Here is a 14,281-nt window from a genome sequence, read left to right as displayed (position 1 = left end):
GGGCCTCAGTTTGCCCCAACCATCGGAAGAATGCTGAGGGCTGCGCTGCTCAGCTGGAGGGACACCGTGATCACGCGATGGTTGGGTCCTACGCCGGAGCGGGGCTGCGAGCCATCGCCCGGATTCACGGCGATCTGAGGCCAAGCCGCCAGGGCGATCGAGAGTCTGAGGGCACAGCCTGCTTCGACGTTCACCAGCAGCGGTTGCAGTGAGACGGTGCGCCGCTGAGACACCTGGGCTGATGCCCCAAGGATGCGGGAGAACCCCGTTGAGAGCTGCTCAATTCGGCCATCGCCGTGGCACAGCGAGAGGGCGACACACAGATCAAAACCCGGTTGATCGGAGGCTGCCTCGAGCTCCAATTGGGGTTGTCCGAAGAGTTCGGTCGGGCGATCAAAGCGGGCGGTGGTGAAACAGGCCACGTCGGTGCGTCCATCCAGATCGCGTCGATCGACCGGGCCCGCATCCAGTCCGAGGTGCCCTCCGCGGCCGCCCATGGCGCGCCATGGGTCATGCACGATCACCACCTCTGAAGTGGAGCTGGCTCCAAGGCAGAGTCGCCCTTCAGCTGCGAGGCCGTTGCTGGCGAGGGACCAGCGTTGGCCGCTGCACTCCCGTGGTGAGCGCTGCTGCCATGCACCGGAGCCCATCTCCATCAGCTGGGTGGCAGGCAACGGCTCGGCTGGGCCACGTCCACAGAGATGCTCCTGGAAAAACTCCAGCTGCAGCTGATCCAGTCCCCCCTGCCAGTTGAGGTGACTCCAGGCGCCAATGCGCAGCAGGCTGGATCCGCCGGCAGCCGTGGAACGTCTCCAAAGATCCAGCACACCCCTCAGGTGGGGGTCATGCCACCCGCCAATCAAGAGCATCGGCCGCTGCCAGAGCTCCTCGGGCGGCTCGTATCGAATCCATCCTTCTGGCCGCTCTGGGTCGCTGTTCAGCCAGCGCAGCCCCATGCCCATCGGGTCGAAGCGCTCCAGCAAGGCCAGGCCGTCATGCAGAAAGGAGCCGTTCTCGAGGCTGCGGCGGATCTCGATCCACCCTTGCCCATCCCCCTGACGCTGGCAGCGTTGGGCGGCGAGCTGCAGCGCCCAGCCCAAACCCAGGGCCCACCAATGACAGCCCCCCTCGCTGGCCCAATGCAGCCGTTCATCCAGGCCGCACATGGCCGGTGCCAGGGCATCCGGCAGATGCTCCGAACCCGAGACCAGCAGCTGGCTGAGTCCTTGGTAGGAGAAGCCGTAGGTCCCTACCTTTCCGTTGCACCAGGGCTGTTGGCGGATCCAGCGCAGGGTTGCGGTGCTGTCACTGGCCTCCTGCTGGAAGCCGAGGAACTCCCCCTCCGAATCGCCGCGGCCGCGGACGTCTTGGACGAGAACGGCGAAGCCCCCCTTGGCGTACCAACTGGGGTGGGCGTAGGTGACGGTTGACGCGATCGCCCGCCCATAGGGCTGACGCATCAACAGGCAGGGCCAGGGACCTTGGCCCTCTGGCTTCCATAGGGTCGACTTCAGGGCAGTGCCGTCAGAGCAGCGCAGCTGCTCTTGGATCACCGGACTTTCGGGCAATACAGGCCCACCACGTAGGTGGAGAGGATTTCGGCGTCGGTGGTGTTCAGACCCTGCTGCTTCGCGACCAGGGCTGTCGCTTCAGGGGAGTTGTAGGAGATGCCCTTGGCGTTGAGACCCTGCAGTTCTGCGCAGAGGGCCTTGGCTTTCTGGGGGTTCTGCTTGACCGACTCCAGCAGCGCAGAGTCCGCCAGCGCCGGAGCGGCCTGGATGAAACAGAGGGTTGCAGCGGCCAGGGACAGGCCGCAAAGGCGGAGGCGTGTCACTGAAAGAACTCCCGATGGATCTATTTGAGGTCGCCTGTGCTACAGCGCTGCGCGCTAGGGGTCACTTCGTCGAGCGACTGGCCTCCTGCGCCCGTTTGATCCAAGTTCGAATCAGGGCGGGTGTGATGCGTGCCGGGGCCATCCCGGTCAGCGAGCGCTCGAGGCGGCCCAGCTGGGTCAAGAGCTGCTGGGGCGATGCCGCCGCTAGGCCCTGACGACTGGCGATCCCCGCGTAGAGCAGGAGGGCCGCTTGGTAGGGCTCAAGATCGAGCTCCACCACCAGCTGGGCCTGACCGCGCAGTTTGCGCAGCTGACGTTCCAGCGCCCCACCCCGTCTGGAGAGCTGATCGAGCTCCCGATCGGAGAGGGCTGCAATCGCTGGCCAGCTTTGGATGCCGGCTTCGATCAGGACAGCCTGCTCCCTGGCGAAATGGGAGGGAAGCGGATAGGGGCTGCCTTCGCTCACCGCTTGGCGTTGACGCTCACTGTCACGTCGCCCGTGGCCCAATCGCGAACGGCGGTGGCCAGCACCACGGGGCGATCAACGCCATCGCCTTGGGGTTCGACCCGGCGGAGGCGGACTTCAACGGTGGGGTCCTTGCGGCCGCTGCCGCGCAGGTTGCGGGCGACCTGTTCCACGCTGGGTCCAAAGGTCTCGGCAGCGAGGTCCGCTGGTGCGGCCGCCACGACGAGATCAGAGCCGTTGTCGAAGACCACCGGGACACTGACGGCACCCTCCACCACCAGCCTTGGGGCGTAGCTCACGGCAAAGGCCAGGCAGGACAGCGAGAGGAGGACGGTGAAGCTCGTGACGCCCACCAAGCGGAAGCGGAAGCCCCAGCGCGCCAGAAAGGCCACCACGGTGATCAGCAGCAGTCCACCAGCGGCAATCCCCAGCCATTCGCCAGCCGTGAGCAAGAGGGGATCGGCGCGCATGGGGAATGTTCTGGATCAAGAAACACTCTTATATTGCGGCCTTCTCAGCCCCCGAGACCCACGGGCCCAGCGCGCCGCCGAAGGAATCCCAGAACGCGCGGCCCCGCGGCCTCTTCCCTGCCTGCCCTGCTGGCGGCCGCGGGGATCGCGCTGACTTGGTTTGGCCTCGATCGTGTCGCGGCCTGGCAGTACGGCCTGCGAAAGCCCTGGCTCGAGTTCCTCGCCAGTCGCTCCATGGGTCATCCCCTGGAGCTCGGTCCCTATCGCGGATTGCGGCCCCTCGGTCTGGCGGCCGGCGCCAGTCGCTTCAAGCCGGGGCTCGACAACCCATCCACGATCGAGGCCCAGGCGGTTTCGGTCTCCCTGGACCCCCTGCGCAGCCTGCTGACCCGCAGCTGGGTGTTGCAGTTTCAAATTGATCGTGCCCGCGTTGACCTGCGGCGCAACAGCCAAGGCTCCTTCTGGCAACTGGGGCGTGTGCCTGCGGGGGGACAACCGCCCCCATTGACACTCCGTTATGGCTTGAGCGGCGGCCCCGCCCAGGTGCGCATTCACGGGGCGAAGGGTGAGCCGACGTCCCTGGCGCTGGAGGGATCCCTGTCGGTTGATTTGCGCCGGCGGCGTCTGGATACCAACACTCAGCTGCGCAGCCGTGAGGCGGGGCAGCTGAGTGTTGAGGTCCGCAATGACTGGCAACGCCAACGGCTGCAGTTGCAGCTCCAGCCCCAGGCGCTGAAGCTCGCCTCCCTCTTGCCGTTCCTTCCGGGTGAGGTCAAAGCCGATGTCAGGGGCGCGCTCAATGGCCGGCTGCGCCTGGAGCGCACCGCCTCAAAGAATCGCTGTCAGGGACAGCTGGATCTGACCGATCTGCGCTGGGCGCCAGGGGGGGCAATGGAGCCCTTGACCTCCGCTCGCTTGGACCTGCGCTGCAGTCCTCAAGGACTGCGCCTGGCCTCTTCCCCCCTGCGCTGGAGTGGTTGGCGCGGCCAGCTGCAGGGTGAGTTTCCCCTGGTGGGGGCACGGTCCAACCAGCTTCAGCTTCAACTCCAGGCCCGTGAGCCCAAGGCGGGCCACCGCTTCAGCGCCGCGCTCGCTGGGCCGCTGGCTGAGCTCCAGCTCCAACTCGATGGTCAGCTGGCCGGTGTGGCCCTAGCCAAGCAACCCCCTCAGCCCTTGGTGTTGAAGGCCCAGGCCCTCCTGCGCAACCAAGCAGGCCTAAGCGCTGAGCTGAAGCGGTTGCTGCTTCGCCAGGGTGGCGGTGAGCTGGTGGCGAGCGGTCAGCTTTGGCCCAACCTCCAGCTCCGCAGTCAGACACTCAGCCTGGGACCGCGTCAGCAGAAGGCCTGGGGCCCTGTCCTTGGCTCGCGTCCGGACCTGCAGCTTGTGCTCAAGCAACTGGGCCCCTGGAGCAAGCCCCAACTGAGCCTTGAGCTCGAGCAACAGCGCAACCCGCTGCTGGGTTCGGTTCGCTCCCAGCTGATCTGGCGCCCCTCGGCCCTGCGGTTGGAGCGCTTCGAGTCGCCCTATCTGACGGCCCAGGGGCCGCTGCCGCTTGGGCGCACGCCGATGGGCCTGGAGATTGACCTTCGGCGCTTTCCCCTGGAGCGCCTCTCTGCGTTGCTGGGGACAGAGCTGCGGGGACAACTCAGTGCCTCAGGGGCACTCCGCGGTTCCCTGCAACGCCTTAGACCCGACCTCACTCTTCAGGCGGAGGCGCCTGGGCTCGGTCCGCTTGGTCTTGATGAGAACTGGGTTGGGACCTTCCAGGGCTTGTCCCTGCGGCTGCAAGTCGAAAACAGCGCCGTTCCTGGAGTGTTGCAGGCACGGCTGACCCCCGGCTGGCAGCTCAGCTCCCTCAGCCTCAAGAGGGCGGGCGGGGCGTTCGCCCTGACGGCGGGCAACCAGCGCTACCGCTGGAGTGCCGAGCGTTTCCCCCTCTCTGGCTTTGACCTGGCCCTTTGGCCAGCGGCCGCCCCCCAACCGTTGTCCGGTTATTTGAGCGGGCAAGGGGCCCTCGCCATGAAGCCCCTCTCCCTCGATGGTCAGCTCCGGGTTGATCAACCGCAGCTGCTTGGACTGTTCGGTCGCTCCCTGCAAGCCAAGGCTGCGCTTCGCCAGGGTCGCTTCAGCCTGGATGGCCAATGGACGGCCCTTGGCTACGGAACGGTTGGCATTCAGCTCAAAGGCCAACAGGCCGGCCCCCTCTGGCTGCGGTTGGAGGCTCGCCAACTCCAATCGCAAACCCTGCAGGAGCTGCTGGCCGCTGTCCCCCATTGGGGGGGACTCCCTCCGACGCCAAGTGGTCGTGCCTTTGATTTGGGCACGCTGGTGTTCAACACCCAGGGCCTGTCCCTGGCGGATCAGCTCACGGCCCTGGCCCAAGCCCAGCGTCAGCGCCAGCGGGCCCAATCGGCGCAAACCAAAGCCGCACTGCAGGACCTGCGGGGGGTGTTGGATGCCGACTTCACCTTGAGGGGGCCATCCGCTGACCGTTTGTTTGTCGACCTCGCGGCCCAAGGACACCTGTGGCTTCAGGGGACGGATCGCGATCTAGCGCTTACGGATCAGCCGACGGTTGTGCGTCTCCATGGGCCCCTCAACCAAGGGGGGGAGTTTGAGCTGGCCCATCTGCCACTGGCACTGCTGGCATTGGTCGCGCCGGTTCCAGAGGGTCTCCGGGGATCGCTTTCCAGTCGCGGTTCCTATCGCCTCGGAGGCCCCAAGCAGCGTCCAGCTTTTGAACTGAATTTGGCCCTGCAGAACGCCTCCCTCAATGGAGAGCGCTTGGCCCTCGAGCGCGGCGAGGTGACGTTGCAGAACAACCAACTCGCCCTCGATTGGGTCTTGCGCGGTGGTGGTTCCTCTGAGGTCGTGGATGTGCGTGGCACGGTTCCACTCTCGGCGTCATCGGATGCCCTCGAATTGCGGATTGGTAGCCGCGGTGATGGTCTGCGCTTTCTCACGGCCCTCTCGGGTTCGGCGGTGCAGTGGAAGCAGGGCAGCGCCGACCTGGAACTCCTGGTGCGTGGCTCCTTGCTCCAGCCTGTGGCGAACGGCTTTTTGCGCTTCAGCAATGGGGTGATGCAGCTGGCCGATCAGACGGTCCGCGATCTCGATGCGGTCCTGCTGTTCGACTTCAGTTCCCTGGAGATGCAAAGCCTGAGCGCTCGCGTCGGCGACAAGGGGCAGCTCAGTGGCAGCGGAGATCTCAACCTCTTTGCCTCGGGTGAGGGTGCGCCAGCACGCCGTCTGAATCTCACTGTTAAGCAAGCCCCGTTCAAGCTGGCGCGGATGGCCGCCGTCGCCGACGGAACCGTCGAGATCGGCGGCAGCCTGCTGCGCCCCGTTCTGGGCGGTGAGCTCGCCCTGAGCCGCGGGGCGATCAACGTTCAGCCCGGTGAGCTCGCCACGGAAGACGCCCCCAGTAAGCCCACCACCGTTCCTGCCCTGCTGGAGTCCAAGTGGGACTTCAACAAACCCCTGCTCGTCATGGGGCGTCAGTTGGAGAGCTCCAGCAGCCAAGACCTGCGGGCCGCCCTGCCCAACTTGGGCTCCGTCAGCTTTGAGCGCTTCCGCTTGCGCTTTGGCCGCGATCTGCGGGTGGAAGTCCCCAACGTCCTGAACTTCGGTGTGGGTGGTTTGTTGACCCTCAATGGCCCCCTCGACCCCAAGATTCAGATCAGTGGCGTCGTACGGCTGCTGCGGGGTCGCCTGGGGCTGTTCACCACCACCTTCAGCCTCGATCCCGACGCCCCCAACGTGGCGGTCTTCACCCCCAGCCTGGGCCTGATTCCCTACGTGGACATCGTCTTGCGCACGCGGGTGTCCGACACCCTCTCGGCCTTCGGCGATGGCAGCAATCGCTCCACCATCTACGACTGGAGCACCAATGGCTCCTTCAACAACGCCTCCTTGACCCCCAACAGCTTTGATCAGCTGCAACTGGTGCGGGTGCGGCTCGAAGTCACGGGGCCTGCGGACCAGTTGGTCGACAACATTCGCCTCTCCAGTACCCCGCCGTTGCCTGAGGATCGGTTGCTGGCCTTGATTGGCGGCAATTCCCTGGTGGGTCTGGTCGGTGGCAACGCTGGAGCAGCCGTCGCCACCGTGGTTGGACAGTCCTTGCTCTCCCCTTTGGTGGGCAGCCTGACGGAATTGCTGGGCCAGCGGCTCACCTTCGCGATCTATCCGGCCTACGTCTTACCGACGAACTACGACGCCGAATCCAACCGCTCCGGTCAGGTGCCATCGCAGCTGGTTCCCGTCACCGACATCGGCTTGGATGTGAGTGAGCGTTTCAACGCCTCTGTGCTGGCTGCTCCCAACCGCAGCGACATCCCGCCCCAGGTCACCCTCGGCTACCAGGCCAAGCCCTGGTTGGGACTGCAGACCTCCATCGATGCGGAGGCCCGTTGGCAGACCCAGATGCAGGTCTTCTTCCGTTTCTAGCGGCCATCCCAATGAGCGAACTGATCGGAGTGGATGTGGGAGGGACGGCCATCAAGCTGGGCCGCTTCTCCACCGGCGGTGAGCTCCTGGCGGAGTTGGAATGCCCCACGCCGCAGCCGGCCATGCCCGGCGGAGTGGTGACGGCAATCGTCGATGCGGTCGCTGCCCTCGATCCCGATCGACGGGCCTCGAGGGTGGGCATTGGTTTGCCTGGACCGATGGATGCGGCGGCCCGGGTGGCTCGGGTCTGCATCAACCTGCCGGGTTGGCAGCAGGTGCCCTTGGCGGAATGGCTTGAGCCGCAACTCGGCCGGCGGGTGACCCTCGCCAACGATGGGAACTGCGCCCTGATGGGTGAGGCCTGGCGGGGTGCTGCGGTCGGCTACCGCGATGTCTTGCTGCTCACCTTGGGGACCGGCGTGGGTGGAGGAGTGCTGCTCAATGGTCAGCTCTTCACGGGTCAAGGCGGAGCCGCCGCTGAACCGGGACTGATCAGCGTCAACCCCGATGGCCCCGCCTGCAACAGCGGCAACCGTGGCTCCCTGGAGCAGTACTGCAGCATTGCTGGCCTGCGCCGGCTGTTGGATCAGGACCCCCAAACCCTGGATCGGCTGGCCCGCGCGGGCGACCTGCAGGCCTTGGAGGCCTGGCGGGAGTACGGCCGTTGGCTTGGGGTCGGCTTGAGTTCCTTGATCTATGTCCTCACGCCCCAGTTGGTGCTGATCGGAGGTGGTTTGAGTGCCGCCAGCGCCCATTTTTTGCCCCATGCCCTGGCGGAGGTGGAGCAGCGGGTCCAGGCCGAAAGCCGCCTGGGCCTGGAGATCCGCTGTGCTGCCCTTGGCAATGGGGCCGGTCGACTGGGGGCCGCGCGCTTGGCTCTGGAACGGCTGAATGATTGAGCCCGGCTGGGATGATGCTCACTCGAGCCCCAGAAGTGTGTGAACGTTCCCGATCCATCGCCTGAACTACTGCAGCGCGCTGGTGGCGTTCGAACCGCTGCGATGGCCCTGGGGCGTTGCAGTGATCAAGAGCGACGGCAGGCCGTCCTGGCGATGGCCGATGCCCTCGAGGCTGAGGCCAGCGCGATCGTCGCGGCCAATGCCGCTGATCTCGAGGCCGCGGCAGCCGCTGACCTGGCGCCCTCCCTGGTGGCCAGGCTGAAGCTGGATGCGAACAAGCTGGCCGGCGCGATCGAAGGGGTGCGTCAGGTGGCCCAGCTGCCGGATCCCGTCGGCGTGCGCCAGATGCACCGGGAGCTCGATTCCGGCTTGGTGCTCGAGCGCCTCAGTGTTCCCTTGGGGGTCCTGGGGGTGATCTTTGAAGCCCGCCCCGATGCGGTGATGCAGATCGCCTCGTTGGCCATTCGCTCCGGCAATGGCGCCATCCTCAAGGGCGGCAGGGAAGCCAACCGCAGTTGCACGGCGATCCTCTCCGCCCTTCGCAGCGGATTGGCGGCCTCGGCGGTCGCCCCTCAGGCCCTGGAGCTGCTGACGTCCCGTGAGGAAAGCTTGGCCTTGCTCAAGCTCGATGGCCTGGTGGATCTGATCATTCCCCGGGGGTCCAACGAACTGGTGCGCTTCATTCAGGACAACACCCGCATTCCTGTCCTGGGCCATGCCGATGGGGTCTGTCACTTGTATGTCGACCAGGAGGTTGATGTTCCCCAGGCGATTCGTATTGCCCTGGACGCCAAAACCCAGTACCCGGCCGCCTGCAATGCGATCGAGACCCTGCTGATTCACCGCAGCAGCGCCGCGGCGTTCCTCGAGCAGGCCCTGCCGGCCTTTGCCGAGGCTGGTGTGGAGTTGCGCGGAGATGCCGCCAGCCAGGCTTTGGGGGTTTCAACAGCAGCCGAGGAGTCGGACTGGCGGACGGAGTACTCCGATTTGATCCTCTCGGTCCGCGTCGTGGATGACCTGCAGCAGGCCCTGGATCACATCGCCCGCCACGGCTCACGGCACACCGAGTGCATTTGCACCACCAATGGCGCAACGGCGGAGACGTTCCTGCGCAGTGTGGATAGCGCTGGGGTCTATCACAACTGCTCCACGCGCTTTGCCGATGGCTTCCGCTACGGCTTTGGCGCCGAGGTCGGCATCAGTACCCAAACCCTGCCGCCCCGTGGCCCCGTTGGCTTGGAGGGGCTGGTGACCTATCGCTACCTGTTGCGTGGTGACGGGCACATCGCCGCTGACTACGCCTCCGGCGCCCGCAGTTTCAGCCATCGCGATTGCCCCCTGTGAGCGGTAGCGATCGGATCGTGGTGCGGGACCTGCGCCTTTGGGCCCACGTGGGCGTGCTGCCCCATGAGCGGGAATTCGGTCAGTGGTTTGAACTCGACATCGAGCTCCGTTGGGATCTCAGTGACGCCGCCGCCCGTGACGATGTGACCGCGACCCTGGATTACAGCCGTGCCATTCAGGCCCTGCAGCGCCAGGCCAGGCAGCTGCGTTGTCAGACCTTGGAGCATTGGAGCGGCCTGATCCTGGATCTGCTCGAGGACCTCTACGGCCCGGTGCCGATGGCGATCGAACTGCGCAAATGCCAGGCACCTGTCCCTGGATTTGGTGGCACGGTTGGCGTGCAGCGCAGCCGGCACCAGTCCGCCTGACCGATGACCAAGCGTCCTCTGGTGCTGCTGCATGGGTTGTGGGACACCCCCCGTTTGTTTCGCCGGCTCGAGCAGGCGCTGCTGGAGCGTCAGCCAGACCTGGAGCTCTTTGCACCCCACTTGCCCCATCGCCTGGGCGCCACGCCCATTCGTCAGCTCGCCGCGCAATTGGATCGCTTGATTCAAGGGCGCTTTGGCGCTGAGAGAGAGCTCGATCTCTTCGGGTTCTCCATGGGTGGTGTGATTGCGCGCACCTGGCTGCAGGAGTGGGACGGGGTTCGGCGAACGCGCCGTCTGGTCTGTTTAGGCAGTCCACAGCAGGGAACATTGACGGCGCAGTTGGTTCCTCGCTGGCCCTTGGCAGGCATTGCTGACATGAAGATCGGCAGCGCACTCCTGCGGGATCTCGATGCGGGGAAGCATCACTTGGATGGCTTGCAGTGCGTCAGTTTGTACAGCCGCACGGACATCACGGTGTTTCCTGGTTGGCGGGCGGTTCTGCCCCAGGGGCCGCGGCAGGCCCTGCCCGTTTGGACCCACCGGCAACTCATCGTGAATCCACGGGCGATCGCAACATTGGCTGAGGAATTGCTGGCGCCTTAGCCACAACATTTCCCATCACGGCCGTTGTCGCTCGAGGGAAGCGTGTCTATGGGTAGGCAAAGTTTGAAGGCCCCCTATGTGCTTTTCAGCCTCCGCCAGTTTCACGGCATCGGCGGTTTTGATGCCGTTGGGGCTCTACAGCACCCACGTTGCACAAAAGACAGGAAAACGGGATTACATCCCACTGGCGCTGGTGCCCTTTTTCTTTGGGGTCCAACAGTTTGTTGAGGGTCTGGAGTGGACCGCGATTGACCAAGGCGGAGTGGAGCCGCTGAGCACCCTGGCGGGGCTGGGCTTCCTCTTTTTCGCCTACTGCTTCTGGATGATCTGGATTCCCTGGAGCGCCTGGTCCATCAGTCGATCGACGGATTCCAAGGGGCTGCAACAACGGCTGCGCTGGGTCGCGATTGTGGCAACGGTCTTGGGCATTGCCTTCTACTTGCCCGTTTTGTTTAACCCTCCCGCTCTGCAGCCTGCGGTCCACAGCAACGGTCGTCTGCTCTATGACGTCTCCAATCTGCACAGCATTATCCATAACTTCGTCAACACGGAGCCCGTGGGTGAGCTGGCGTATTGGGGCTTCATTGTTCTCCCCTTGATTGCCCTCTCTGATAAGGCCGTCAAATTGTTTGGGGTCCTGATCTTTGTCTCGATCTTCCTGACCTGGTTGACCTATAGCGCCACGTTTAATTCGGTCTGGTGCTTCTATTGCGCTGTTCTTTCCATCTACGTCATCTGGATTGTGAACCGGCCGGCCTTGCGTGCTGCATCCGGCCGCTAGTTGACGGGGGAGTTGAAGCATGGGAGTCCAAGCAGTACTCGACGCTCTCGGTACTTGGCTCGTTCAAACCGATGTGGGCCTTGGTTTGTTGCTCGTGGTGGGACTGTCGATGTCCCTCTCCCATGTCTTTTCTCTCCTGGCCAATCGCCTCAATCGCCGCCAAATCATCATCCATCTGATTCTCGATGGCCTGATGCTTTCGGTGGCTTTCCTCTTAAGCAGCACCATTGACATGGTTCTGCTGGCCACAAGAGCCAGTGTTCCAGTCCACCCCAGTGCCTTTATTGATGGGGTGGCTGTGTGTTTGCTGCCGGCGGTCTTTTATTTGCTGGTTGCTGCGCCCTATGTCGGTGAAACCATCGGCTTTGCGATTTGGGTGCTGATGCACCTCAACGTGGTGTCGTTGTTGCATGTGCGCTTCGCTCTGCCCTACGGCGAGGCCTTGCTGCTGGCGACTCCTGGCTATGCCGTTGCCGTGTTGCTTGTCTGGTTGTTGTTCCGCCAGAGCTGGCAGGCGGGATACAGCACCCTGGCCTCCCAACTGTCCGATGCCCATGGGGCTTGAGTGATGAACCGGTCATCCCCCGCTCAGCAGGCGGCGATCCAAGCCCAGCAACACAGCACTCGCTCGAGGCTCGCTTTCATTGTGCTGGTGCTCGCCTTGGGGCTGGGGGTGAGTTGGTTTGGTGTGGGCCATGTGCTTTTGGCCCTGCGCTCGGTCTTGGATTGGGCCGACATCAACCTGCTCTTGCGTTGGTCTGGCTTGCTGCTGTTGGTCTTGATTCCGACGGCTGGCATCTATTCCCTGGTCACGCAATTTGCCTTTTGGGAGGGCTGGTTGGAGGGGCTCCCGGATCCCACCGCCCTGTTCCCCACGTCCCCTGCGGCGGCTGAGCATCGCTGTTTTGTGGTGTATCTCGATGGGATTCACCAACTGGAGCGCGATCATCCGCCGCGGGTCTCGGCCTTTCTGCAGTTGCTGGATCAGCAGCTCAACCACTCCACCCGGTTGGTGAAGGGCTTGGAGGCCTACACCGTTCTGCCCGTGGCCCTGGCTCAAGACCTGGGTAGTGCCTGGTTTTGGCGTCGCTTGTTTGCCCTGCAAGAGGAGCATCCCAACGGCTGGATCCAGCTGTTGGCTGCCGTTTTGGTTCAAGCCAACAACGTGATCAAGGTGGGGATTTCCTCGGACCACCGCTACGGCCCGATCATGAATTACGAGCTGTCCCTCAAGATCGCGTTGCGGTTGGGGGAGGTCGGGTTTCGGCCTGATCAGGGCCAGCGCATCGTTTTGGTGGGCTACAGCGGTGGTGCTGAGATGGCGATGGGCGTCGCGGAATATCTCCGCCGCATTTGCCGTGCGCCAGTGAGCATCGTCAGCTTCTGCGGCGTGTTTAGCGGCAATCAACTGCTGAGCCAGCTCTCCAAAATCACGATGATCATTGGGAGCCGTGACCCGGTGGCGGCCTTTGGCCGCATTGCCTATCCGGGGCGATCACCGTTGCTCCCCCTGTCGAATTGGAATCGAGCCCTGAAGCACTCCCGCATTGAACGGCGGGAGATTGAGGGCATGAACCACAACGGTTTGAGTGGCCCGTTTGCTGAATTGCACCGCGAGGCCGTCGTTGAGCAGATCGTCCAGGCGATTGAGTCAGAGGACTAGGGCCTGCTGGGTCAACCGGAATGGGCTGCTTTGGGGTTGTGAGGCTTTGAGGCGCCGTTTGGCATCGCGGCTGCCCTCCGCAAAGCAAAAGCCATCGTGGGGCAGCTCTGTGAGGGCGCGGCAATAGCGCTCACGGGCCCTGTGCTGTGACTCCTGCTGTAGCTGCAGTCCACGGGCTCGCTGCAGGAGTCGTTCTCGCCAGATGGCCCCGAGCAGGCAGGGGAAGAGGTCGCAGCGTCCGTCCATGGCCTGTTGCAACACCGCAGAGCTATCGATGCAAAATCCCAAGGCCCCATATCCCCCAAGCCAGAGCGCATCGGCATCGCTCTGCTGGTTGTGTATCAAGGCCATGAGGTCGCAGAGATCCATCACCTCGAGGAGACGTTCAGCGCAGAACGGCTCCCCCAAGTAGCGGATCGTTCCATTCTCTCGGTCGTTCTGCCAGGGACGATGGAGATCGTTGAGGGCTTCCCAACCGCAGAGCCCCTCGGTGCCCTGGTAGTACTGCAGGCGGATGAGATCGTTGCCCCGTCGCCATTCCAGCTCCAGACAGCTGTGGGGAAGCAAGCTCTGGATGTCCTGCTCCCCCTCCCCAAGCAGTCCAGTGCGGATGGGGAGGGCCAAGGGCACCTGGCTGCACCCCTCTGGATTGGGCAGGCTTGCCCCAAGTCCAAAGCTGGCCACACTGGCGCGCAGCTGGGCCTGAAGGCTCCAGCCCTCCTGCTGCAACCGGCTGAACCAGGCCCTGCAGCTGCTGGCTCCATCGATTTGCCACTGATCCTGCTCCAGCGCGTTGGCTGCGAGGCGATTGAGCACGCGGGCGGCCAGTGCGTTGCGCTCTCGCTCGCTGGCGGACTGTTCATGGTGCAGTCCGGCGTTATGCCAGATGAGCCCGCCGCTGAGGCGCTCGGCCTCTGTGCTGCCTACTTGAGGGTCTGTTGGATCAGTGCTTGATGGATTGAGCCGAAGGAGCTGCTCCAAGCTGCTGGGCAGGTCGGCGTCCTGTTGCCCGCGCCAACGGCCCATGGCAGCGGCGTGTTCCCCATTGAGGAAGTGGGGCAGCGCATCGGCCACCGCCCCAAGCAGGGCCGGAGTGAGCAGTTCGCGCTCCACGAGTCCGCCCAGGGTCTGCAAGCGCTGGGGCAAATCCGCCGGAGCCAATTTCCAGCCCTTGGGCAACAGCCAGAGCAGCGGCAGCAACTGTGGCTTGTGGAGCTGGTGGGCGAGGCGTTTGAGCCAATCCGATCGGGTTAAGCCTGAGCGAAAGACGCTCTGATCCAGGGCGTCTTCAAAGGCGAGCAGCGGAACGCCGCAGGACCAGTCCGGATCCAGCTGCAGGGGATCGGCAATAGAGGCGAGGGGGGAGCCTGAAGCCATGGGGCGGCCCATCTCCCCCCATCCTGT

At 64.3% G+C, this 14,281-nt stretch carries 13 protein-coding genes; 8 read left to right on the top strand and 5 right to left on the bottom strand.

Annotated elements, in window-relative coordinates; genetic code table 11:
* Positions 1 to 5 precede the first annotated feature (5 nt).
* From QZ189_RS02620 to QZ189_RS02605, 4 genes are all read right to left on the bottom strand, one after another.
* A complete protein-coding gene (locus QZ189_RS02620; RefSeq protein ID WP_296420811.1) occupies positions 6 to 1,568 on the bottom strand; it encodes a CocE/NonD family hydrolase in 1,563 nt (520 codons plus the stop codon).
* Positions 1,550 to 1,834, bottom strand: a complete 285-nt coding sequence (locus QZ189_RS02615) for a hypothetical protein (RefSeq protein ID WP_296416423.1) — start codon at positions 1,832 to 1,834, stop codon at positions 1,550 to 1,552. The genes QZ189_RS02620 and QZ189_RS02615 overlap by 19 nt, the downstream gene beginning before the upstream one ends.
* Before the next feature lie 61 nt (positions 1,835 to 1,895).
* Positions 1,896 to 2,300 (bottom strand): DUF4332 domain-containing protein, encoded by a 405-nt coding sequence (locus tag QZ189_RS02610; RefSeq protein ID WP_296420810.1) that lies wholly within the window; start codon positions 2,298 to 2,300, stop codon positions 1,896 to 1,898.
* Positions 2,297 to 2,770, bottom strand: a complete 474-nt coding sequence (locus QZ189_RS02605; protein WP_010316733.1) for a DUF2518 family protein — start codon at positions 2,768 to 2,770, stop codon at positions 2,297 to 2,299. Before QZ189_RS02605 ends, QZ189_RS02610 begins: the two co-directional genes overlap by 4 nt.
* Before the next feature lie 234 nt (positions 2,771 to 3,004).
* Here QZ189_RS02605 and QZ189_RS02600 point away from each other — a divergent pair, with 234 nt between their 5' ends.
* From QZ189_RS02600 to QZ189_RS02565, 8 genes are all read left to right on the top strand, one after another.
* Positions 3,005 to 7,219: a translocation/assembly module TamB domain-containing protein gene (locus QZ189_RS02600; RefSeq protein WP_296420808.1), complete on the top strand. Its 4,215-nt coding sequence runs from the start codon at positions 3,005 to 3,007 to the stop codon at positions 7,217 to 7,219.
* 11 nt (positions 7,220 to 7,230) lie between these two features.
* Positions 7,231 to 8,118: an ROK family protein gene (locus tag QZ189_RS02595; protein ID WP_296420806.1), complete on the top strand. Its 888-nt coding sequence runs from the start codon at positions 7,231 to 7,233 to the stop codon at positions 8,116 to 8,118.
* 39 nt (positions 8,119 to 8,157) lie between these two features.
* Complete coding sequence (locus QZ189_RS02590) at positions 8,158 to 9,462, top strand: glutamate-5-semialdehyde dehydrogenase (protein WP_296416428.1); 1,305 nt, start codon at positions 8,158 to 8,160, stop codon at positions 9,460 to 9,462.
* On the top strand, positions 9,459 to 9,830 hold the full coding sequence (folB, locus tag QZ189_RS02585; RefSeq protein ID WP_247478051.1) for a dihydroneopterin aldolase: 372 nt from the start codon (positions 9,459 to 9,461) through the stop codon (positions 9,828 to 9,830). The genes QZ189_RS02590 and folB overlap by 4 nt, the downstream gene beginning before the upstream one ends.
* A gap of 3 nt (positions 9,831 to 9,833) precedes the next feature.
* Positions 9,834 to 10,433: an alpha/beta fold hydrolase gene (locus QZ189_RS02580; protein WP_247478052.1), complete on the top strand. Its 600-nt coding sequence runs from the start codon at positions 9,834 to 9,836 to the stop codon at positions 10,431 to 10,433.
* A 76-nt stretch (positions 10,434 to 10,509) separates the two neighbouring features.
* On the top strand, positions 10,510 to 11,214 hold the full coding sequence (locus QZ189_RS02575) for a DUF6629 family protein (RefSeq protein ID WP_296416429.1): 705 nt from the start codon (positions 10,510 to 10,512) through the stop codon (positions 11,212 to 11,214).
* 19 nt (positions 11,215 to 11,233) lie between these two features.
* The gene (locus QZ189_RS02570) at positions 11,234 to 11,779 is read left to right on the top strand and encodes a hypothetical protein (protein ID WP_296416430.1); all 546 of its coding nucleotides are present in this window, start codon (positions 11,234 to 11,236) and stop codon (positions 11,777 to 11,779) included.
* 3 nt (positions 11,780 to 11,782) lie between these two features.
* Complete coding sequence (locus tag QZ189_RS02565; RefSeq protein WP_296420804.1) at positions 11,783 to 12,877, top strand: alpha/beta hydrolase; 1,095 nt, start codon at positions 11,783 to 11,785, stop codon at positions 12,875 to 12,877.
* On the opposite strand, the gene QZ189_RS02560 is transcribed toward QZ189_RS02565, so the two are convergent.
* Entirely contained in the window at positions 12,866 to 14,254 is a 1,389-nt protein-coding gene (locus QZ189_RS02560) for a hypothetical protein (protein WP_296420802.1), read from the bottom strand. The genes QZ189_RS02565 and QZ189_RS02560 overlap by 12 nt on opposite strands.
* Positions 14,255 to 14,281 lie beyond the last annotated feature (27 nt).

Origin of the sequence: Vulcanococcus sp. CPBay_Sum15L08_68, assembly GCF_017855895.1 — a bacterium.
In the GTDB taxonomy this organism is placed as follows: domain Bacteria; phylum Cyanobacteriota; class Cyanobacteriia; order PCC-6307; family Cyanobiaceae; genus Vulcanococcus.
Note: the sequence above shows the minus strand (reverse complement) of the source record. Positions and strands in the feature narration are given on the sequence as shown.